Source organism: Nostoc mirabile CHAB5784 (assembly GCF_020829645.1).
Taxonomy (GTDB): domain Bacteria; phylum Cyanobacteriota; class Cyanobacteriia; order Cyanobacteriales; family Nostocaceae; genus Nostoc; species Nostoc mirabile.
This window is the reverse complement of the sequence record NZ_JAIVFS010000003.1, coordinates 188,497-211,880: the sequence shown is the minus strand read 5'-3', so window position 1 is coordinate 211,880 and position 23,384 is coordinate 188,497. Positions and strand designations below refer to the sequence as shown.

Annotated in this window: 16 protein-coding genes, 1 tRNA gene and 2 pseudogenes; 8 read left to right on the top strand and 11 right to left on the bottom strand. The window is 42.3% G+C overall.

Annotated elements, in window-relative coordinates:
- Positions 1-18 precede the first annotated feature (18 nt).
- The 5 genes and pseudogenes from LC653_RS04265 to LC653_RS04245 all read right to left on the bottom strand — a co-directional run bounded on the left by LC653_RS04265 (position 19) and on the right by LC653_RS04245 (position 4,704).
- Positions 19-246, bottom strand: a complete 228-nt coding sequence (locus LC653_RS04265) for a type II toxin-antitoxin system HicA family toxin (protein WP_229492774.1) — start codon at positions 244-246, stop codon at positions 19-21.
- Complete coding sequence (locus tag LC653_RS04260) at positions 236-463, bottom strand: type II toxin-antitoxin system HicB family antitoxin (RefSeq protein ID WP_229492773.1); 228 nt, start codon at positions 461-463, stop codon at positions 236-238. The genes LC653_RS04265 and LC653_RS04260 overlap by 11 nt, the downstream gene beginning before the upstream one ends.
- Positions 464-510: 47 nt before the next feature.
- Positions 511-1,863 carry a bifunctional UDP-N-acetylglucosamine diphosphorylase/glucosamine-1-phosphate N-acetyltransferase GlmU gene (gene glmU / locus LC653_RS04255; RefSeq protein WP_229492772.1) on the bottom strand — a complete coding sequence of 451 codons (1,353 nt, stop codon included), beginning with the start codon at positions 1,861-1,863 and terminating at the stop codon, positions 511-513.
- Between the two features lie 159 nt (positions 1,864-2,022).
- Positions 2,023-3,258, bottom strand: a complete 1,236-nt coding sequence (locus LC653_RS04250; protein ID WP_229492771.1) for a response regulator — start codon at positions 3,256-3,258, stop codon at positions 2,023-2,025.
- A gap of 514 nt (positions 3,259-3,772) precedes the next feature.
- Positions 3,773-4,704: pseudogene (locus LC653_RS04245) on the bottom strand (tRNA (5-methylaminomethyl-2-thiouridine)(34)-methyltransferase MnmD).
- Between the two features lie 162 nt (positions 4,705-4,866).
- On the opposite strand from LC653_RS04245, the gene LC653_RS04240 reads away from it, so the two are divergent.
- Positions 4,867-5,685 carry a sulfurtransferase gene (locus tag LC653_RS04240; protein WP_229492770.1) on the top strand — a complete coding sequence of 273 codons (819 nt, stop codon included), beginning with the start codon at positions 4,867-4,869 and terminating at the stop codon, positions 5,683-5,685.
- 69 nt (positions 5,686-5,754) lie between these two features.
- On the opposite strand, the gene LC653_RS04235 is transcribed toward LC653_RS04240, so the two are convergent.
- Positions 5,755-7,296, bottom strand: coding sequence for a porin family protein (locus tag LC653_RS04235; protein WP_443689787.1), 1,542 nt, complete (start codon positions 7,294-7,296; stop codon positions 5,755-5,757).
- 706 nt (positions 7,297-8,002) lie between these two features.
- Between LC653_RS04235 and LC653_RS46735 the strand changes: the two genes are divergently transcribed.
- The 4 genes from LC653_RS46735 (at position 8,003) to LC653_RS04210 (ending at position 12,960) form a co-directional block, all read left to right on the top strand.
- Positions 8,003-9,259: a FecR domain-containing protein gene (locus LC653_RS46735; protein WP_229492768.1), complete on the top strand. Its 1,257-nt coding sequence runs from the start codon at positions 8,003-8,005 to the stop codon at positions 9,257-9,259.
- A 336-nt stretch (positions 9,260-9,595) separates the two neighbouring features.
- The gene (gene gor / locus LC653_RS04220) at positions 9,596-10,972 is read left to right on the top strand and encodes a glutathione-disulfide reductase (protein ID WP_229492766.1); all 1,377 of its coding nucleotides are present in this window, start codon (positions 9,596-9,598) and stop codon (positions 10,970-10,972) included.
- 81 nt (positions 10,973-11,053) lie between these two features.
- The gene (locus LC653_RS04215; RefSeq protein ID WP_229492764.1) at positions 11,054-11,695 is read left to right on the top strand and encodes a YqiA/YcfP family alpha/beta fold hydrolase; all 642 of its coding nucleotides are present in this window, start codon (positions 11,054-11,056) and stop codon (positions 11,693-11,695) included.
- A gap of 119 nt (positions 11,696-11,814) precedes the next feature.
- Entirely contained in the window at positions 11,815-12,960 is a 1,146-nt protein-coding gene (locus LC653_RS04210; protein WP_229492823.1) for a histidinol-phosphate transaminase, read from the top strand.
- Positions 12,961-12,968: 8 nt separating this feature from the next.
- Here the strand turns inward: LC653_RS04210 and LC653_RS04205 are convergent, their stop codons facing one another.
- Together LC653_RS04205 and LC653_RS04200 are read right to left on the bottom strand one after the other, a co-directional pair.
- Positions 12,969-13,523, bottom strand: coding sequence for a hypothetical protein (locus LC653_RS04205; protein WP_229492762.1), 555 nt, complete (start codon positions 13,521-13,523; stop codon positions 12,969-12,971).
- Between the two features lie 840 nt (positions 13,524-14,363).
- Positions 14,364-14,996, bottom strand: coding sequence for a GNAT family N-acetyltransferase (locus tag LC653_RS04200; protein ID WP_229492760.1), 633 nt, complete (start codon positions 14,994-14,996; stop codon positions 14,364-14,366).
- Between the two features lie 1,021 nt (positions 14,997-16,017).
- Between LC653_RS04200 and LC653_RS04195 the strand changes: the two genes are divergently transcribed.
- From LC653_RS04195 to LC653_RS04185, 3 genes are all read left to right on the top strand, one after another.
- Entirely contained in the window at positions 16,018-19,563 is a 3,546-nt protein-coding gene (locus LC653_RS04195; protein WP_229492758.1) for a response regulator, read from the top strand.
- A 68-nt stretch (positions 19,564-19,631) separates the two neighbouring features.
- Positions 19,632-20,855, top strand: a complete 1,224-nt coding sequence (locus LC653_RS04190; RefSeq protein ID WP_229492757.1) for a hypothetical protein — start codon at positions 19,632-19,634, stop codon at positions 20,853-20,855.
- Between the two features lie 50 nt (positions 20,856-20,905).
- Positions 20,906-20,976, top strand: a tRNA-Gly gene (locus LC653_RS04185).
- A gap of 462 nt (positions 20,977-21,438) precedes the next feature.
- Here LC653_RS04185 and LC653_RS46730 read toward each other — a convergent pair.
- The 3 genes and pseudogenes from LC653_RS46730 to pstB form a co-directional block, all read right to left on the bottom strand.
- Positions 21,439-21,907 (bottom strand): annotated as a pseudogene (locus LC653_RS46730) (transposase family protein).
- A gap of 139 nt (positions 21,908-22,046) precedes the next feature.
- A complete protein-coding gene (locus tag LC653_RS46725) occupies positions 22,047-22,280 on the bottom strand; it encodes a transposase family protein (RefSeq protein WP_308189031.1) in 234 nt (77 codons plus the stop codon).
- A 262-nt stretch (positions 22,281-22,542) separates the two neighbouring features.
- Positions 22,543-23,349: a phosphate ABC transporter ATP-binding protein PstB gene (pstB, locus tag LC653_RS04175; RefSeq protein WP_229492755.1), complete on the bottom strand. Its 807-nt coding sequence runs from the start codon at positions 23,347-23,349 to the stop codon at positions 22,543-22,545.
- Positions 23,350-23,384: the final 35 nt, after the last annotated feature.

Sequence of the window (23,384 nt, the reverse complement as noted above, 5' to 3'; positions counted from 1 at the left end):
CTCAACCTGCACCTTCTGCTAATTCACCTCAAAAAGAGCGCGTGGCAATCCTGACTGGCGAATAATAGATCGTAAAGTGCCGACACGAAGCTCGTCATAATTAGGAACAGGAACGGTTATAGTTGAGTCTTCTGTTCGCTGCTGCATCATAATATGGCTACCGTGTTGGCGTACTTGCACAAAACCATACATCTCTAAAATTTGACACACTTCCTCACCCGAAAGAACGCGCAGCTTACCCAACACTTACCTCTAGGCGTGTAATAAAGATTTCTGTAATTAGCCGATCTTGGACTTCAGAGGGGTCAGCTGTCTCAAAAAATAATTCCAATGCCTCAACCAAATTACTGCGTGCTTCTTCGATAGTGTCACCTTGGCTAGCAATATCTAATTCTGGACAAAGCGATACATAGCCCTTTTCTTCACGCTCAATAATCGCGGTAAATTGTTTTGTTTTCCTCATCTTTTACCTTTAGTTGAATCAGCTAATCTGATGATTTAATTATCGCTTTATTGGCTCTTCTTGCGCCAAGCTGGTTTCACCACCTGACGACTACGGGCAATCACCAGAGAATCATCAGGCACATCTTCTGTGACTGTAGAACCAGCTGCGATATAGACATCATCTCCCAAGGTGAGTGGAGCCACTAAAACGCTATTGGCGCCAGTTTTCGTGCGATCGCCTATTTTTGTACGGTGTTTCTTCACGCCGTCATAATTGGCAGTAATTGTACCGGCACCAATATTCACCTGATTGCCGACGACGGTATCACCTATATACGACAAATGTGCTGCATTTGTGCGATCGCCTAATTGAGTATTTTTCAATTCCACAAAATTCCCCACACGGCAACCAGCACCGACTTGTACCTGACCGCGCAAATGAGTATAAGGGCCAATTCGGCTTCCCGCCTGCACAGTACTATTTATTACCACTGAGTACTGCACCGTGACATTTTCAGCCAACTGGCTATTTTCAATTAAACTTCCCGGGCCAATGTGACAACTTGATTGAATCACTGTATTTCCCCGCAGGTGAGTTTGGGGTTCAATAATTACATCCGCCTGTAATTCCACTGTTTCATCAATGGTGATGCTTGTAGGATCGATAAGAGTCACACCCGCCAGCATCCATTTTTCCTTGACTCGTTTTTGCAAAATTTCGTATGCTGTTGCCAATTGCAAGCGATCGTTAATGCCGAGAATTTCTTGGTAATCTTCCACATCCACTGCCATAACTTTTCCCACTTGAGTCACGGCATCAGTGAGATAGTATTCTTTTTGAGCATTGTTTGCTTGTAGGTGGGGAAGCACCTTTGCCAAATCTGGCCAACGGAAGCAGTAAACTCCAGCGTTAATCCGGTGATTTTGTCTTTGAGCAGCAGTACAATCTTTGTGTTCGACCATTTGCTGCACAATATTTTCATCGTTACAAAAAACTCGCCCGTAGCCCGTAGGGTCGGGTAAATGGGAGGTAAGAATAGTGGCGGCGTTCTGATTTCGGGCGTGAGTTTGTAACATCTGCTTGAGGGTTTCGCTACGTATCAACGGTAAATCGCCGTTAAGTACCAGCAAATCCCCAGTGTAGTCTTCCAAGTGAGGAAGTAATTGCTGGATGGCATGACCTGTCCCTAGTTGCACAGTCTGTTCGACAAACTCCAAGCTCTTAATTGAATGCATCGCGGCTTGCACTTCCTCAGACTGATATCCTACAATCACGATTCGCCGTGAGGGCGAAAGTGGTTCTACACTTTCGAGAACTCTCTCAACTAGCGATCGCCCACCCAAAGAATGTAAAACCTTGGGTAAGCGTGATTTCATCCGTGTGCCGCGTCCCGCCGCTAGAATTGCTACAACTACCATAATTAGCTATCAGCTATCAGTGAAATTATGATTAATGCTGTTGGTACTTTAAAATATCGGCTCAATTCATACCAGCTAATCATAGAAGACTCAAATATACAATGAGTCAGGATTATACCAATTTTCGCTGATCTCGGCAGCTACAAAATTTTTTACTACCTACTCTTTTTCATAACAGGAGACAATAAACTCGGCAAATTGCTGCATTAGTTTGGGATTACGCCAACCTGAATCAGTTTCTTTTTGCATCACTAAAAGTGCTTCTGCTGAAGTAAAAGCTCTTTTGTAAGGTCGTTCGCTGGTTAGGGCATCGTAAATATCAATCAACTGAAATACTTGCGCCAGGTAGGGAATATCATCCTCTTTGAGTCCATCAGGGTAGCCTGAGCCATCCCAGCGTTCGTGGTGATGACGAATAATGGGAATTACACCGCGCATACTGCGTAGTGGCTGGCAGATTTTTTCTCCAATCAAAACATGCTGCTGCATGATCTGCCAATCTTCGGGGGTGAGTTTGCCTTTTTTCAGCAACACTCCATCGGGAATACCCACCTTACCAATATCGTGAAGATAACCGCCCCGCATCAAATCTCGAATTTGGTAGTGTGAAAGATTGAGGTATTCACCAAAAGCTTGTCCCAATTTTACCAGGCGTTCACAATGGTCGCCTGTATTGGGATCGCGGCTTTCAATCGACATGGCAAAAGAAAATAGTACTTGTTCGGCATGGTCTAAATCTTCGTTCAGACGCTTCTGCCGTACTAAGGACTTTACACGTGCCGCCAGTTCTACACGATCAAAGGGTTTGGTGAGAAAATCATCTGCCCCAACTTCAATTCCCCGAATACGCGATCGCCTGTCATTTAACGCCGTAATAAAAATCACTGGGATTAGCCTAGTCTGCTCATCCTGCTTGAGTAATTGGCACACTTCAAATCCATCCATTCCTGGCATCATCACATCCAGCAAAATCAAATCTGGTTGTTTTTGAGTTACCAATCCTACAACAGTGGAACCACTATCCGCCTCAATCACTTCGTATCCTTCCATCCCCAAGAGGGCAACAGCAGTCATGCGACTGGCGGCATGATCGTCAACTACTAAAACCTTCGGCGGATCTAAATCAAACCCATTCACTTTAGAACCTTTAGCTTGTAGTGTTCTAGAAACCAATGAATCATCACCACAATTAACATCAACTTTTATCCAAGAAGACACTGCTTGGGTATCTTTAAGCATAAGGTCTTCTTGAGATAAGCCTAAAGAATAAGCCTCCGCATTATTTTGCGATCCTACGGCATGATTTGAACCGATACTCTTCACTCTGCTAATGGGGTTTGGGTCACTAACAATTTGTTCTGTAAAGCCTGTATGGTTGGATTTCCATTGAATCACAAAGCCACTCCAGTTTTTTGCACAAGTTAACAGTGTCAGATTTCAAAAACAAATTTAATATTCAACTATATCTGAGCCAGAGTTTTAATAAGGATTATGCATTATGTCAAGCTACGTATCTAAGTTTTTCGCAGCATGTATCTTTTATGTTACAAACAAGGGGTATCTTGTTGTCAAATTTTTTGTTTTGCTTCTAATTCCAGTATGATCAATTGGCACAAATCTTAAATCAGGTTTTCTACGGCTATTTTTTCATCTAGCGGCACTAAAAAGCCTTGTAATTGCTTGTTTTATATCGAGATACCCGGTTTTGAATGTTAAGTCTTTATGGTAATCATTATGTGTATAGCTTTTTACTTACTCAGTTATAGCAATATTTTATTACTGTCAACTATTACGTAGTATTGAATACTACCAAAAACTGAACTACAGGCTAGGGGTTCGTAGTAATCACAAAGCGTGCTTAAAAATCTAGGACTAAAGTCCTGACTACGAACTTTTTCACCCATCGTAACTAATGGGACAGACCACTAGTTTCCATAAAATCTCTGCCTTGTGTTCCCAATAGCCACCTTTTTCGCCAATGGGAAGTAGGTTCGAGTGAAGAGGCTTGTTGCTCTTGTTGTCGCCGCATCACTATGACTTCGGGTGAATCGCTTAATCCAGGATCGCGATAGGGAATAGCAGCACGGGTTAGCAAGTGTTCTTTTTCAGCTTGTGAGAGGATAGGGAGCACTTTCAACTCAGCACTCCCAGAATGGGCTGCCAGAGTACCAGGCGATCGCCTTCCCACAGGTGGGGTAGAACTGATCGCCAAACCAGCAGACAAAAGTGCTGTGCGTACAGCAGCACAAGAATAGGTGGCTAATAAACCATCTTGATGTAAACACAATGACAGTTGTTTAATAAATTCAACAGTCCATAATTGAGGACATTGAGGTGGTGAAAAGGGATCGAGGAAAATTGCATCTGCCCAGAAACCTGACTGACGTAGTAGGGCATGGAACTGTTATCGTAGTTCTAGCATCGCCAATTAATAGCTTTGCTTTTAGACAAGGTGTTTGCACTTGATGATCATTTGCTAGCTGGGACAAAATTTCAATATAGTTACAGTTCCAATTGTCGAACAAGTGATGAGCGATCGCCGCTTGTGGCACTGCTGGATTCAGTTCTAAACCGATTACTTCAACACAACAGCTAGGATTCACTGCCCAAATTGTCTTGCTTTGCAGCAGCTGTGTTATATCCTAGACCATAACAAATATCCAATAGTCGCAACACTGGTTTTTGGGCGGCTGTAGTCAGTTGAGTAGGTTCCACAAACTTGAAAAAACTCTCCTGCTTCGCACCATAATGGCTGTGAAAGGATTCACCAAATTCTTGAGAGACAAAGGTGAAAGAACCATCTGCTGTTAACTTAGGTGTAAAATTTTCTAAGTCTGACATTTTACAAATAAAACTAAATAATGACCAATGCCCTTCAGGAGTACTGAGTGCTGTTAGCGGTAGCTGGGCGTTTAGCCGATGCTGAGTAGGAAATCTAACTTATTGACTCAGAACTCCCAAAAGAGGAAAAGAGGAACTGTTTTACTCAATGCCCCATGCCCTATGCCCAACCCCCAATTTGTTGTTTCGCCAGCTTGGCTGTTTGAACATCTAGAAGATCCGCAAATCGTTATTGTGGATTGTCGCTTTTCTCTAGCCGATCCACAACTAGGGCAGCAACAGTACCAAACAAGTCATATAAATGGGTCATATTATCTAGATTTGAATCAGGATCTTTCCAGTCCAGTGGGTAAGCATGGTGGGAGACATCCTTTACCTAACCCCAATGATATAGCTAACAAATTGGCAGCGATTGGGGTAAATTACCAAAAAAGTTTAGTTGTAGCTTATGATGATTCGCGCTTTGCCTTTGCGGCTCGTCTATGGTGGCTTTTGCGCTATCTAGGGCATGAGCAAGTAGCAGTACTGGATGGAAACTTTGCTGGATGGCAAAAAGCTGGGTATCCTGTTACGGATGTCGTTCCTCAACCCCGGATGGGTACATTTGTAGCTCAAGTACAAATAGAAAAGGTGGTAGATATTACAGAGGTGAAAAGCCGGAAAGATAGCCATGAAGTAGTATTGGTAGATTCAAGAGAAAGCGATCGCTACCGAGGTGAACGAGAGCCAATTGATAAAATTGCCGGACATATTCCCGGTGCAGTCAACTATCCTTGGCAAGAAGTTACAGACTCTTCCGGCTACCTACTGCCTCAACCAGAACAACGCCGTCGCTGGGAACAGCTAGAAACAGCCGAAGAAATCTTGGTTTATTGCGGTTCTGGCGTTACTGCTTGCGTAAATTTACTTTCTTTAGAATTAGCTGGCATTAGCAAGGGTAAACTTTATGCTGGTAGCTGGAGTGATTGGATTAGTAATTAGTCATTAGTCATTAGTCATTGGTCATTAGTCATTAGTTTTTGACAAATGACAAAGGACAAAGGACAAATTTCAAAACTGACCTAATTGCAAACTGTAATTAATACTGAAAAACCAGCCATCAAAATCAATGTTTTCGGCGGTTGAACTACCTAAACTGACTCCAGCTTGCACATTCATATTACTGTTATCAGATATTCGGTAATTTAAGTGCCCGAATAGCCGATGAAATTGGTCTTCTCGATCGCGCTGTGTAAAGTCCGAAAAATTCACCTGGTAGTCAATACCAACCTGGAGAGGCTTTTGCAAGTAGTAGTTCAGAGACACCCAAAAGGAATTGATTATCCGATCGCGACTTTGGGGATTAGCAAAATTTACACTCAATTCGTAAAAGCTATTTAATATTAATTTTGAAGTTAGGGGATCTCGCCGTCCTAAAGACACTTGCAAAGAATTCTCATTTAAAAAGCGATCGCCTGTTTTGAAGCTATCCAGGTGATCGCTGTTGTTGGCATGAAATAACTGTTGATTGCTCCAACTAACTTCTCCATACATTCGCTGCGATAGCTGCTGGTAAATACTGAGATTAAATCTCACCTGGTTGTAATCGTATTGTGACTGATTGATATAACGAATGAGATTGCCATCAATTGAGCCGTTTAAAAAAGTCTTAGCTCCCAAAGGGAAATATGCAGAGGCTAACGTCAGTCCAGAAAAAATTAAACCATCTTCTATAGGAATATCCTTTGAGGAAAAAATATTACTCGTCTGGAAGTAGGCTAGACGCCCTTGTAGATAGCCTATAGGTTGAAACTTAGCAACGGGTTGTTCTGTTGGTGGCAAAGTAGGCTGTTCTAGGGGTCGTAATCGCACCCGCAACCCCAATTCGCGATCGCTATCAGATTCAGGTGGCTGTTTTGGCAATTGTAGCAGCTGCATTAGCCTCTCTAGCCTTTGGGACTGATTTATCTCGGGTGCATTCAACAGTTCCTCTTTTGAGTCTGGAGGAGATGTAGGCAAATCACTTGGCTGCAATTCTAGCTGTGGTGGGTCATTTTGGTTTTGAGTATCCCCAGGTTCTTCGGTTGTGTCTGGGGCTTGAGTAGTTTCGGGTGTTTGCTGCGTCAGCTTTAACGAAGAGGTAGGGGGACTCGGGGCCCCCACGGAGTGGGGATTGGGGGAGAGGGGGCAGGAGGTAGGGGGAAATGACCCCTTCCTCCTGTCGTGGAAATGAAGGGGGGAACATGAGTCTGAATCCTCCACTTCTATTAACTGGTTATCGTACCCTACGGGAAGCTGGCGCAACAGGTAAGGTCGAATCCCCATCTGAACTATCTTCCCAGCTAAGAGTTCCCTGCTCACTTGCCTCTTCTTTAACGGCATCTGCAAGTTTAAAGGATGCGACTCACTGGACTGCTTACATAAAGAGTTAATTACCTCTTGCTCCAAGTTCTGACATAGCTGATAATTTTCCTGTGTGCTTGCTAAATTTTTAGAATGCCAAATATCTGTATTTGCAGATTCTGCCGCATCTACTCTAATGCAACACCAGCTTCCACCACTGGAAGCTAACAAAATACAAAAAAACAAATTCTTCCAGTTTTTGAGTCGCATCTGTTTAGATTGCGTTGATCGCCTTTGGCAAATGTAGACCGACAAGCTGTATTAGAAGTTCCGGCTCAGAATATACAATTGAGTACATCTATCTTAGCTTTGTAGGTATATACTAAAACTACAAACAGAAATTGCTGCTTTTCGGATTTTTCCGCAGATTCTTTTGCAAAACTGAGATGATCGGATACAGTTACAGCTTATGTTAAAATTTAGTGAAATACAGGCAGTGAGTCATTTCACAACAGATTTATAACAACTTTTTGTCCCTGTCGCTGATCTGATTAAAATGGATTATTTGTAAAATACTCCTTATTTAATTGTTGATATCAAGTACTAATATTGAAATCTACCGCAGACTTTATTAGACCTCTTGCATAATTATTTTGTGGTATGATGATAAGTTTTATAAAAATGCATATCAAAATCTATACTGATAACCTATGTGACCTCATTGGTATGTCTGATTGAGATAGAAAGCATATTTTTAAAACCTTGTATTGTACCATAAATTATTTTTGAAGAGGTCTATTGTATCTAATGCCAGTTTCATAAAAAACTTAATCAATTAAACACATAATTGATTTTTTGCCTATTTTATCTATTAAATGTAGGCTAAAGCACAAATAAATTTACTAAATAAACTCGCTATAAAAATTATCAACAGCTTAAACTTTAAATTTAGTTGAAAATCACAAGTTCTCAAACTATGTTCTATAAATCCTTTCCATTGGTAGTGATTGGTTTATGGGGAGTTATAGTACTGCCTTTACCAAATAAGGTAAGTGCCATAACCCCTTTGACGCAAGCAAAGATTCAGGATCTCCGCAACATGGTACAACTGATACCTAAAGATAAACTGAAGAAACGTCCTGCACGCAAATTAGATGCAATGACTCCTGGGGACGGGCTGTCAACTGGTCGAGCTTCCCTAGCAGATTTGCGTTTCAATGATGGCTCTTTGGCACGAGTTGGAGAACAGGCGTTATTTCAATTTTTGCCGAAGACTCGTGACTTTAAACTGTCAAATGGGACTGTGTTGCTGCTCATCCCACCAGGAAGGGGGCAAACACGTATACAAACGCCAAGTGCAGCAGCCGCAATTCGTGGTTCAGCATTATTTGTACGTTACGACCAACAAACAGACACCACGATTGTGGGTGCGCTGACAAATAGCGGCATTGAAGTTTCTAACAAGGAAGGTGAAACTAAGGTGCTGGAAGCAGGGCAGATGATAATTCTAATTAAAGGGAAATTTCAGAACTTATATGATTTTGATCTGAGAAATTTTTATGAAAATAGCGAACTGGTTCGGGAACTTGATTTGGACAGGCAAAGTCCAGTGCCTACATCTGATCCAGCAATCACCAGTGTTCAAGCCGAAACTACTGCGGCTTTGAAAGCACAGCCACCGATAAAAGGCGAGGGAGTAATTGAAATGCGGCTAACTCGTCCTAATAGCCCCACTGAGAAATCACCCAACACCTCAACTGAGAAATCACCCAACACCTCAACTGAAAAATCACCCAACACCCCAACTGAAAAATCACCCAACACCCCAACTGCGAAATCACCCAACACCCCAACTGAGACAACACCCGTAACCCCAACTGAGACAACACCCGTAATCCCAACTGAGCCAACACCCGTAACCCCAACTGAGCCAACACCCGTAACCCCAACTGAGACAACACCCGTAACCCCAACTGAGACAACACCCGTAACCCCAACTGAGCCAACACCCGTAACCCCAACTGAGCCAACACCCGTAACCCCAACTGAGCCAACACCCGTAACCCCAACTGAGACAACACCCGTAACCCCAACTGAGCCAACACCCGTAACCCCAACTGAGCCAACACCCGTAACCCCAACTGAGCCAACACCCGTAACCCCAACTGAGCCAACACCCGTAACCCCAACTGAGCCAACACCCGTAACCCCAACTGACCTTCCAAGCACATAAAACTGCTAATGGGAGTACAAGATGCTCTGCGAATGCCGAACGCGGTTCGTTTTGTCATAATTTTGCGTAAGTAGTGTAGGACTTAGGTGCTCCAACGCAGTAGCACAGACTTATGCCCGAAACCAGAGGCAGAACCATGACAAACAATTTTAGTTACTGCCCCTACAGCAACTAAAGCAAAAAGTGATATTCCCTACGACCAGAGAACATCTGCTAACGCTAGATTAAATCAAGGACAGGACTTACACAGGGTTCACCGGATATCCTCATATAGTTCAATGACGTTTTCTGTGTAAGTTCCCAGGAACTGACTTATTGCTAAAGAGACATAAATTTATGACTTTTGATTACGACCTGTTTGTAATTGGTGCGGGTTCTGGAGGTTTGGCGGCTTCCAAACGGGCGGCTAGCTATGGGGCAAAAGTGGCGATCGCAGAATATGATTTAGTTGGTGGCACTTGTGTGATTCGCGGTTGCGTTCCCAAAAAACTCATGGTCTACGGTTCTCACTTTCCTGCACTGTTCAGTGAAGCTTCAGGCTATGGCTGGAAAGTAGATAATGCCGAGTTAGACTGGGAATATTTCATTACATCTATAGATAAGGAAGTTCGGCGACTGTCGCAACTACATATCAGCTTTTTAGAAAAAGCGGGAGTAGAACTAATTTCTGGTCGCGCCACATTGGTAGACACTCATACAGTAGAAGTGGATGGACGCAAAGTTACAGCAGATAAAATTTTAATTGCTGTTGGCGGGCGTCCCATCAAACCAGATTTACCAGGGATGGAATATGGCATTACCTCCAACGAAATCTTTCATCTAAAAGAACAACCAAAACACATCGTCATTCTTGGCGCTGGTTATATTGGCACAGAATTTGCCTGTATCATGCGTGGTTTGGGTTCTAATGTGACACAAATTACCAGAGGTGAAAAGATTTTGAAGGGGTTTGATGAGGACATCCGTACAGAAATTGAAGAGGGGATGACGAACCACGGAATTCGGCTGATTAAGAATAATGTGGTAAAAACAGTTGAACGCGTGGCGGAAGGTTTTAAACTGACTTTATCAGGAGAAGACCAAGAACCAGTAATTGCCGACGTGTTTTTAGTGGCGACTGGTCGAACTCCCAATGTAGATGGACTAGGTTTAGAAAACGCTGGGGTTGATGTTGTTGCTACTTCTATGGAAGGGCCAGGGTACAATACCACAAATGCGATCGCAGTCAATGAATATAGTCAAACTAATCAACCGAACATCTTTGCCGTTGGCGATGTCACTGACCGAATCAATTTAACTCCCGTCGCCATTGGCGAGGGACGAGCCTTTGCAGATAGTGAATTTGGCAATAACCGCCGCGAATTCAGTCACGAAACTGTTCCCACAGCCATATTTTCTACCCCAGAAGCCGCTACAGTCGGCTGGACTGAAGCCGAAGCACGGGAAAAACTCGGTGATGCCGTCAAAATTTTTCACACTCGCTTTCGCCCCATGTACTATAGTTTGACTGGTAAGCAAGAGAAGACAATGATGAAGTTGGTGGTTGATAGCAACACTGACAAAGTGCTAGGCGCTCACATGGTGGGTGAAAATGCTGGTGAGATAATTCAAGGTGTAGCGATCGCTGTGAAGATGGGTGCAACTAAAAAAGACTTTGACGCCACCGTTGGTATCCATCCCTCAGTAGCGGAAGAATTTGTCACAATGCGATAACTAGGTCATTTGTCATTTGTCATTTGTCCTTTGAAATCACAATTGACAAATGACTAAAGACGACCTAACGGGAAAACTTTAATGTGCACCCAGTATATTTACTTGCACGGTTTCGCTTCCAGCCCTAATTCTACCAAAGCGCGGGATATAGGCGATCGCTTTGCCCAAATTCACACAAAGCTAAAAATTCCCGATCTAAATGCTGGCGATTTTTCGCAGTTGACAATCACTCGTCAGATTACTCAAGTTGCCGCAGAATTCAGTAATAATTCTACGCCAGTAACGCTCATTGGCTCAAGTTTAGGCGGCTTGACCACTGCCCACTTGGGACAGCAATATTTACAAGTACAACGTCTTGTGCTGCTAGCACCAGCTTTTGAGTTTTTATCCCATTGGTTACCCAAGCTAGGCGATGAAGAAGTAAAGCGTTGGCAGCAAGAAAAATATATCATGGTCTACCACTATGGGGAGCAGCGAAAGCTTCCCTTAAGTTACGATTTCGTTACAGATGCTGCCCAATACCAAGAGAAGTTTTTGCAACGTCCTATTCCCACCCTGATTTTGCATGGAAAAAACGATGAAGTCATCCCCATCGAAGCCAGTCGTAACTTTGGGCGTTCGCGTCCTTGGGTGGAGTTAGTCGAACTCGACAGCGATCACGCCTTGGGTAATGTTATGGAAGAAATTTGGCAGGCAATTCGCCTCTTTTGCCAATTACCTTGAAGCTGTAAAATATTAAACTCTCATATAAATAATGTCCTTAGTCATTTGTCCTTTGTTAGTTACCAATGACCAATGACTAATGACTAATGACTAATGACTAATGACCAATGACTAAAATTATGCTTCCCTTTATCCGGTCAGACTTAGCCCAATTTACCGCGTACAAACCTCACCCCAGCAGCGATATAGCCGAATCTGTCCCCGTGCAATTTGATCGGCTAGATACAAATGAAAGCCCTTATGATTTACCACCTGAGTTAAAAGAGAAGCTAGCCTGGACATATCAGCAAGTAATTGAAACAAATCGTTATCCTGATGGCGGACATGAGACACTTAAAGATGCGATCGCCCAATACGTTAATGAATCGTCCGCCATCTCGCTATCTAATACTGCTGCCAATATTTCTGTTGGAAATGGTTCAGATGAACTAATCCGTTCTTTATTAATCGCCACCTGTCTAGGAGGAGAAGGTTCAATTCTAGTTGCTAATCCCACTTTCTCTATGTACGGGATTTTGGCACAAACTTTGGGCATTCCTGTAGTCGCGGTGGGTAGAAATGAAACAAATTTTGAAATTGACTTAAAGGCTGCACAGGCTGCGATCGAAGAAACTCAAAATCCCCCGATTCGCGTAGTTTTTGTAGTGCATCCCAATTCACCGACTGCCAATAGCTTAACTGCGGCAGAGTTGGCATGGTTAAGAAGTTTGAGTCAGCATATTTTGGTAGTAATTGATGAAGCTTACTTTGAATTTAGTCAAAATACCCTAGTAGGTGAATTAGCACAACGCCCCAATTGGGTGATATTACGCACTTTTTCTAAAGCCTTTAGATTGGCATCTCTCCGTGTTGGCTATTGTGTCGCTCATCCCGAAGCGATCGCCATCTTAGAAAAAGTTCGCTTACCTTACAATCTCCCTAGCTTTTCCATAGCAGCAGCATTAGTTGCTTTACAAAACCGCACACTCTTGCTAGAGTCAATTCCCCAAATCTTGAGTGAACGAGCCAAACTCATCGAAATTTTATCCCAGCAACCAGAACTACAAATTACCCCAAGCGCTGCTAACTTTATTTACCTACGTCTTAAACCAAATAACTTTAATTCATCCGATGCTGCGTTAAAAACTTTCCACCAGAAACTTAGAACACTTGGCACCGTTGTGCGACACATTAGCCCAGGATTGCGAATTACTGTAGGGACAATAGAGGAAAATGCCCGCACCGTTAATCGAGTACAAGCTGTTTTGGCAAATTTGGAATTTTAGCAATTCGCTCAATAATTAAATCGGCTGTTCACCTCACTGCCCAAACGGCGTACTATTCCCACTGTTTGTGGCAGCACACCTACCAAAAGAGCAAAAGCTACATCCGGCAGAAGAGCCACTATATCTGGTGGAAAGTACTGTTCAAATTGATCGAGAATTTTTTGAACTCGCTGCCCAGGCACTGGGTTTTCTGTAATTTGTTTGATCAATCGAATCCACTGTCGTCTAATTAAGTAAGCCTTCTGGCGTTCTTCATTAGATTCGGGAGTTAATAAAGAGAGATTACCTATGGGCAGTGCCCTTTGGCAATCACAATCGTAATCCCCACCTACAGCAGCCCCAGGCCCAGCAAACTCTGCATGATAGCGTTTAAAGAGGATTAATCCATTTCGTCTACGACTATTGACAATGAAAACTTCCCCACTGTGTAAACGTGTAAGGATATCCGAGCCTTGCGATTGCTCAGTTCCATCTGGCATGACAAGAGAATCAAGGAAACTTGCTTCAGGGTAATAAGTTGATACCATAGAGGTCTGATAGCGCCGATGCTGTTCGCTATCCATATTTTTTAAAATTTCAACGAATTTGGTAGTAATATGCACTTCAAAACAAAATTAGCTGTTATGTCAAATCAGGTTTTTGAATTCTTTATATTATCAAGAGTTTTTTGACCAATTTTACTAAGATAGTAATAAATAGGCATTGTTTAGTAATTGAGTGATCATATTTTATGAGATATAACTAGATTTGTCTTCCAATTCCGAGAGGGTTTTCTTAAAGTTTTTATAAAGATGAATATCTTAATTAAAAAGTTATTATGAGCTATTGCTAGTTTTCTCAGGGCAATTGTGCAGCTATTTTCATTATAATTAATTTATTTATCTATATAAAATATTATAAAATACTTGTTTAATAGCAAACAAAAAAGACAAAGTTTAATAACTTAATCAATCATTTAAGATAAATTTTCCAAAGTTATATATTTATTAATATTACGAATAATAAGCTCCTTAAAAAGTCCAAACAAAATATGTTTAAAAGAATTATTTAAAGCTATATAGCAGTCCTAAATGATTCATAAATTTTTTTGCTTCTTTTCTTCTTTACGAGACGCTACGCATTGGCAAAAACCTCTCGTAGAGATAGTGGTTCGATAAGTTTTTCAAAAATCTAAGTGTATGTAGGGTGCGTTAGGACGGAGTCCGTAACAAAGTCTTTAGACAGTGCTATACTCTCGTCTGGCACACCTTGCATGTACTTCAAAAACAAAATATCAGTCCTATAGCTAATACTAGCTTAGTTTTAATTAAGTTAGTTTGTGCTTTGATTGATTATATTAGTGAGAAATTTTCCCAAAAGTAATTACAACATCAAAACTTACTTATTATCTGCCAAAATAAAATTCAAATAGTGGAATCAGTACTCAGATGCTTGTGCAATAACATTTGGCTTGAGCGTCTTAGGAAAAATTTATTCCAATTCGATTCGACTTTATGCACCCGATATCCCAACTTAAAATAAAGTTGCCTTGCTTGATGATTATTTTCCAAAACGTGGAGATATAAGTCTTGAAATCCCCAGTCACGAGAAACTTTTTCACAGCTAGTCAGTAAGCCTGAAGCAACACCGTGTCTACGGTATTGTGGGTGAACTGCTAAATTAGATAAGTAAGGAAAACCCATGCCAACCTGGTTCCACGAATCACTGTAACGTACACCCAGTTCTACACTTCCCACTAAGTTATTAGCCGCAACAGTAGTAGCTTCAAAGGCTACTAAACAAATATGACGCGACGGAGGTGATGCCATGCGATGCCTTAAGTCTTCGTAAATACCGAGACGTAGTAATGGAAAAGCCCATCCCCACATACCCTGTTGGGAATGAAAGCTTTCAGCAATAATTTGAGAAACACCGATCAAATCAGCAGGTGTAGCTGTACGAATTTGAAATTGGCAGCAAGCTGGATTGATTGGCTGTTGCTGGTATGGATGAAAAAACCGATATTTCAAGGCTAGTTTAGTATTGATTTTATTCAACGAAAATTTTCTCAAATATCCTCAAACACCATTTAAACTGAAGAAAAACTTTATATCTGCCCAGGATATTGAACTGACCTAAAATTGCTAATTTGGTTTAGCTTCTGGAGCATACAAAGTTTCACACTTTAGTTTGGGGCTTTATAGCCTGTATTTTTGGAAGAGTCTTAGAAGTTACAGCTTCATCAATCTACAATCTTAAGTTCAGTAGGTTCAGGTGCATCCCTTACTTTAGATAGAGAAGATATGAGTCTGTTTACCAAAAAAACATCTGTAAAGTCGTACAGTTTAGGTGAATGGGTAGATAAATAGCATAACCTGTCCGTAAACATTACTTACAAAATTGTTAAGTAAGTACATTACTGACAAACTCTGGTTGCAAATCACCTTTAGTTACAGTACTGAACTTGCTTATGCAATTGCCGCTACACTAACAGGACTTTACTACTAGGTCATAGTAACAGGATGTGCAGGTACTGGGGAAGAATCTCCAAGATCCGTAATCCCTAACTTCTTAACCCTACACTTGTCTTAATGATAGTTCTGATTGCTAAATTAGAAGGAGGTATTTGTCTAATAGTATACTTTGGCTTTAAATCTTATTGTTTTAATATTGCTGACCCTACCATGACTACCATAAATAAAATTTACCTGCAAGTGTTAGTACAACTGCTGCAAAGGGAAAACTTAATATGCAGCTTCATCTGGATTTTTCAGCTAGCTATGAGCGCTGTATGTAGTATCAGACATTGCTCACAGGAGGTGAAGGAAGATTTGGCAAGCAAGCACCGACTCTGTAACCCTAAAACTGATTATGAAAGCAATTACACTGCACCAACGCAATCGGTAATAGGCATAAGCCATTGAGACGAATTACTGTGCGTAAACGCTCCTACACTCAGCAGTCATGTAGCCAAACAGCCTTATTGGTCGAAATGCTCTGCTCTTACCTGACTCAGAAAAATCCTTACCTGATCAGATTATTCTTTATCCGACTGCCGTTGCAGCAGGAAAGCGGTGCATGAAATCCCAAGCAAACAGTAAGCCTAAAATTTTGGTTGTCGATGATGAACCAGACAACCTTGATTTGCTTTACCGCACTTTCTATCGCGACTATAAGGTGCTAAGGGCGAACTCTGGCCCTGCGGCACTCGATCTGCTGGCTCAAGAGGGAGAGGTCGCAGTGATCATCTCCGATCAGCGGATGCCGATGATGAGCGGTACAGAATTTTTGAGCCTGACAGCAACTCAATATCCAGATATTATCCGGATTATTTTAACTGGCTACACCGATGTCGAAGACCTGGTGGAAGCAATCAATGCTGGTAAGGTATTTAAATATGTAACCAAACCGTGGGAAGCTGAGGAACTCAAAGCAGTGGTACGCCAAGCTTTGGATACTCACAATGTCCTCAAAGCCCGCACCCGTGAGCTTACCCGCACACTCCGACAAGAATCGCTGCTGAATAGCGTTACAAATACGATTCGCAGTGCTTTAGACTATCGCCAAATTTTGCAGGCAATTGTAGATACAGTGGGTCACATGTTGGAGGTGGATGTTTGCCTGTTGCGTCCCTTTCAAGATGAGCAGTTAGCGGATAAAGGATTTATTTATCAGAAGGCTCTTTCTGAAGAAGCAGGGGAACAGACACCAGCAGAGGTGCAGGCAAATAGTTCTTTTGCTGTGTCCCTCTCACCTTCTACCCCTCTGCCTCTTTTGGCTCAAACTGTGTGGGAAACTCGTGAAGTCCAAGTGATTCACGATGTAACTGATGATGAGCGCATTCACGGTAATACTCCCGAACTGCGCCAACGTGAGGAAGCTTTTGCTGCTGCTAACATTTGCTCTAGTTTAGTTGTGCCATTGATCTGCCAACAAGAACTGATGGCAGTGCTGGCGCTGCATCAGTGTTCTCTACCTCGCTTTTGGGGGGATGATGAGGTGCAGCTAGTGTTGATGGTGGCGGATCAGGCAGCTTTAGCTTTGTCTCAAGCTTATGCTTACGAACAAGTACGTGCCCTTGCCAAGCGAGAAGCCCTAATCAATACGATTACTAGCGCTATTCGCTCTAGTCTAGACCCCCAAGATATCTTTGCGGCTATTACTCAACAACTGGGACAAGCTTTACAAGTCGATGGCTGTGTCCTGTCTTTGTGGACAGAGGAAGATGAGTTTGTCGAGTGTGTAGCGTTGTATGACAGTTTTCAACATTCGGAAAATTTGCATAGGCACAGCCCAACCCAGGCATCGCCAGCCCCAGACGATAATCCAAGTAGCAAGAATAACCTATTGCCTCCGAGATTACCCTATTCTCAAGCATCTATACAGGAGAATCCAATCCTCCAACAAATGCTACAGACTCATGAACCTGTGGTAATTGGTAATGTGAGCCATTCTCCCTCAGATGTGCAGGGTTTTGATTTGCCGTTAAAAATGCCAGCGCGATCGCTAATGTTTGTACCATTATTAGCTGATGGTAAATGTATCGGTAGTATTACGCTGCATGAAGGTAAAAAAGTACGCCAATGGCTGTCATCTGATATTAATTTGGCGAAAGCAGTAGCAGCTCAAGCAGCGATCGCTGTGCAGCAGTCATACTTATATCAAAAAACTCGCCAACAAGCTGAACGCTTACTGGAATTAGATAAACAAAAAACCGAATTTTTCCAAAATATTTCCCATGAGTTTCGCACACCCATCACCTTGATTCAAGGGCCTTTAGAGTCGGCGGTGGCGGCTGGTGAAGGATTATCTTACTCCCAAAGTGCGATCGCCCTGCGTAACTCCCGCCGCCTACTGCGACTGGTAAATCAACTCCTAGATTTACAACGCCTGAATGCGGGGAGAATGCAGCCTAGCTTCCATCCCTGCGATTTAGTGGAATTTGTCAGCCAAATTGTGGAATCTTTTCGTCCCTACTGTGAGAAAAAGAGACTGCATCTCGTTACCCAGTTAGATGACTGTTCCCCGGTGTACTTGGACATGGAAAAATTTGACAAGGTGGTTTATAATCTCCTGTCAAATGCCATGAAGTTTACTCCCGAAGGTGGGACGATTAGTGTCAGACTAAAATCTGAGCGCGATCGCTGCATATTGCAAGTACAAGATAGTGGAATTGGCATTGTTAAAGAACAAATTCCCCACCTCTTTGAGCGCTTCCGCCAAGCTGAAGGTTCAGCAAACCGATCCTATGAAGGTAGTGGTTTGGGTTTAGCTTTAGTTAAAGAATTGGTGGAATTACATGGTGGTCAAGTCACTGTGGAATCAGTTTACGGTCAAGGCACTACCTTTAGTTTATGGCTTGTGACTGGAAATGCTCATTTACCCACACAGCAAGTACTAGAAACGCCTACCGAATTGAATACGAGCCGCGCTAGCGTAGAATTGGCTGATTTAGAACTGGTATCAACAAGAGACAATATTGAAGATATTACAATAAACCTCTCCCCCAGTATTGATACTCAAGACTCAGCACTTAAGACTCAGCACTCAATTTTAGTTGTAGATGACAACCCGGATTTACGAACCTATGTATCTGAGATTTTCCGCCGCAACGGCTATCATGTACGCACAGCTCGTAACGGTTATGAAGGGCACAGTATAGCGAAAGAAATTATACCCAGCTTGATTGTGACTGACTTAATGATGCCCTTGGTGAGCGGACTTGAAATGATTCAGCTGATCCGCAAAGAGGAGAAGTTGAAAGGAATACCAATTATTCTGCTGACAGCAAAAGCTGATGAGGAAACCCGCATCGAAGGTACAGAACATGGTGCAGATGCTTATTTAGCAAAACCATTCAATGATCGGGAACTTTTGGCGGAAGTTCGGAATCTTTTGGCATTGAAGGAAAATGAACGGCGAATTGTGGAGTTAAATACTTATCTAACAGAATCGGTGCTAAAGCGCTTTTTACCGGCTGTATTGGTACAAAAAGCCGCAACCGGAGATTTAACGTTAGATTTGCGCCCAGAACCACGCTTAATTACAGTTTTGTTTAGTGATATCGTGGGTTTTACACAGCTATCAAATACTCTCAGATCCCGACGAGTCGCAGAATTGCTAAATGAATATTTAGAAGCTATGACCAAGGTTGTATTTGGCAATGGCGGCACTGTAGATAAATTTATGGGAGATGCTATCTTAGCTTTATATGGAGCGCCGGAAGAGCTAACCCCCAATGAACAAGTGCGTCGTGCAATCAATACAGCAAGAGCAATGCACCGCTCACTGGCTGAGTTGAACCAGCGCTGGCGAAACCAAGGTGTATTCGATGGTGACAGACTTACTAGCGTCCAGTTTCGGTGCGGTATTCACCAAGGTACTGCTGTTGTGGGGATGTTTGGTAGTGCTGAACGGGCTGATTATACTGCCATTGGCCCAAGTGTGAATATTGCTGCAAGGTTGCAAGCTGCTGCTGTTCCCGGTACGATCCTAGTTTCTGCTGCCGTGGCAGATTATTTGCAGGAAGAAGAAATTACTAAAGGTAGTCCGCTAGAACTTAAAGGAGTAGATGAAACAGTTTTGACTTTTGCTGTTACACCAGAAGTAATGGTTAATCGCTAAAATTTAGACTGGTATTTTAAAGCATTAGCAATGAGTAATACTGCCTAATCATATCCAGTTTATATAATATGACACCATCAGTTGCAGACAAAACTCCAATTCCAACCAAAGTCTGGAGGCGACACACAGATCCACCAGCTTTATGGATTTCTGTCGTTATAGGTTCAGTGTCTCTGCACTTGCTAGCATTCTGGCTGATGCGCTCATCTAATGCATTTAGTCTGTGGTTTCCCCAACAAAGTCAATCTGCTGTTCCCATTGAATTGATAGACATTGCTCCCAAATCAAAATCAACAGCCAAAACAGTTTCGCCAAAGCCAGCATCTGCAACTAAAAAGTCTGTATCAGCACGTTCATCACAAACAGCACGAACTACGCTTAGAAATCAAGATTTTGGCGCAATAAATTCTGCGGATAATCTCCAGCAGAAGAGTCAAACTTACGCCTCTCAACCTAATAAACCTAATAGCCAACCCTTTAGACAACAGAGAGTTGCTACGGCGACACCGACACCGAAATCTACACCGAAATCTATACCGACACCGACACCGACACCTACAGTTCCAGTCAGTAATCTACCTTGGAACCGCCGTCAAGAAATCAAACTGGGAAAGGGAACACTACTACCAACAGGTGTTCCATCAAATTCACCAGGTTCGGAAGCTGAAAACAGAGAGACGCCACCTACCTCCGCTCAGAAAACTCCAGCAACACCAACTAGAGAAACTCCACGCACCCCTACTCAAGAAACTCCAGCAACACCCACTAGGGAAACTCCACGCACCTCTACTCAGGAAACGCCAGCAACACCCACTAGGGAAACTCCACGCACCCCTACTCAGGAAACTCCAGCACCACCGACTAAGGAAACTTCACGCACCCCTACTCAGGGAGCATCAGTAGCAATAGTAGCTCCTTTGCTTAGAGATGAAGTCAGCAGCTTGATACAATCAGGAAGATTACGACAAGATGCTTTACCCGACGTTATCGCTTTATATAGGGGAAGCAACACAAAAGAATTAGACTCAAGTTTTCTTGTGCAGAATTCTGGCCTTGAACCAGCACAACTCTTGGCTAGCTTAATAATTGATAACAATGGCAATTTTCAACAGGCTGTAGTTCTAGAAATAGAACCAGCAACACTGCAAAGTGAAAAAAGCAGATACCAGCAAGTCCTCAGCGAAGTTTTCAAAAGAGAAAACTTTATTGCTGCTCACAACAACGATGGCACAAAACCAGAATTGAGCAATCTGTATGTCAGGATCAACATCCAACCTGCTAATTCCAGCTAAATGCTTGAATTTTTCCAAAAGCTGTGTTAAATTTATAGGGTTGGAATTTTGCGGGCGTAGTTTAGTGGTAAAACTATAGCCTTCCAAGCTATTAATGCGGGTTCGATTCCCGCCGCCCGCTTAAAAAAGTCTGAAATGCACTAGTGCAGCACGGTGTAAATCCACCTGATATTTTGAAGGCAAGGGGCAAAATCCCATTTTCCAAGCTAGGCAAACTTCCGCCACAGTGTACTAGTACTGTGTGAAGCTAATAATGCTTGGATTAAATAACGAACCGCAGAGGCACAGAGAACACAGAGAAAGATTCTAAGATTTGGTTTACCAAGGATTGTTGGCTTGACGGACTACTAGTGCAAGAAGTAAGTCTGGGCTTGGTAAAATAATCAGTTAAAAAATAACTGTTTAAATCATGGAATGCCTGCTCTGTAGTTATCACAAAAGCTACAGCTAGATAATAACTAGCAAGCCAAGCCAATACTAGTACTGCGATATGTGTGGGACTATTTTTGAGTGGGTATCTTACCCATGCAGTCAATAGACCTCTTGCAAAAAAGTTTTGTGATAAAGTAGGGGGTTGAGTAAATCAAAGAGAAATTGACGTTTTCTGAAGTTCGTAATTGTAAATCCCAGCAATCAAGTGACAGCGCAATCCAAAACGTTTGCGGCGATTACGGTAGCGTTGACTCAAAATCCGAAAAACTTTTAAACGTCGGTTGATATGTTCAATCAGGATGCGACGACGGGCTAAGTTACGGTTGGATTGTTTTTGTTCCTTAGTTAACTTCCCTCCTCTGGGTTTTTTCGCTCGGCAAACGACTATTAGAATGTAACTTGGAAATTCCTTGGTAGCCACTATCTTCTAGGCTTTCTGTTAGAGCGTGAAAAAGCACCTTACTGTCTACAAATAGCTTGTAGTCATGCTGGCGACCATAACCGTTGACAACACAACGAATTTCTTGGGTTTCCTGGTCAATTATTAATTGGGATTTGAGCGTATGTCGTTTTTGTTTCCCACTATAAAAGCGTTTTTGTCCGTGTTTAGGACGTTCAATTGGACTCTCCGTTACATCCTTCCCTTCCGTTTTCGGTTTCTGTGATCAGGTCAACAAGGACTTTTTTCCTCCCAAACGAAACTTCCCAGAAACGATTAGTGTGCTTTCAACCCAATGAACAATACGACAAACCGAAGATTTAAGATACTTGCCAGTCACCAGCAATATGGAAGTAAGTTCTATATTCTCGCCAATACTGTAAGCAAACTAAGGCTTGGTCTTCCAATCCCAATTTGTTTGGATAACCCCGTGTTTGCTTAAGACTAGCTGCATCTTCCAATATTTTGACTATTTCATCAAAGGTGCGTCTTTGTACCCCAACCAGACGTTTGAACTCTCGATTCGATAACTTTTTTGTTTGCTCGTATCGCATAGGTAGACTGATTCAAACTACAAAACTCTCTAATTTACCATAAAATAATTTTGCAAGAGGTCTAATGTAAGTCTTAATATTAAATAGGTTAATTATTGCTTTTCTTTAACTAAGAAACAACCATAATTGATCAAGCGATGCCTGCGGCGGGCTACGCCTACGCTAACCTTGGCAAACAAATAAAAAACTAGAGGAATATCGCCCAGCTTTAATTTCCGAGTATCCCTCATTGTTCTAACATCAACAATGTGTATTTATCTACTTATCCAAATCTACCGCTAACGTAATCTCTGGTATCTTGCTGCTGAGGATTGTTGAAAATTAATTCTGTGGCGTCGTACTCTACCATGTAGCCGTTACGACCTCCGCTCTCTGTAGTCCGAACGTTAAAAAAGGCTGTTTTATCAGAAACCCGCGCTGCTTGCTGCATATTATGGGTGACGATAACGATGGTATATTGCTCTTTAAGCTGGTGAATTAGTTCTTCAACCCGCAACGTGGAAATAGGGTCAAGGGCAGAGCAAGGTTCATCCATTAATATAATTTCAGGTTGGACTGCGATCGCACGAGCAATACATAACCTCTGTTGTTGTCCACCAGATAAAGACGAACCGCTTTGTCGCAATTTATCTTTGACTTCATCCCACAAAGCTGCTTGTCGCAAACTCCGTTCTACTAATTCATCCATATTACCTTTGTAGCCGTTGATTTTGGCTCCAAAAGTAATATTGTCATAAATTGATTTTGGAAACGGGTTTGGTCTTTGAAACACCATTCCAATCCGACGACGCACTTCTACAGGATCAATGTCGGATGCATACAAGTTTTTATCGTAAAAAAGTATTTTCCCTTCTGCCCGAAATGACTCAATCAGGTCATTGAGGCGGTTATAGCATCGCAACAAGGTACTTTTACCACAACCAGAAGGGCCGATAAAGGCTGTAACCTGATTTTTTGGTATATCTAGCCAAATATTCTGCAAGGCTAAAAATTTGCCGTAGTAAACGTTGAGGTTTTCGGTGCGTAAAACGGTTTGAGTATCGTTGACTGTGCTAATGTTGTTAGCCATAAATTAAATGTAGTATTAGTTTTAGCGATACAAAT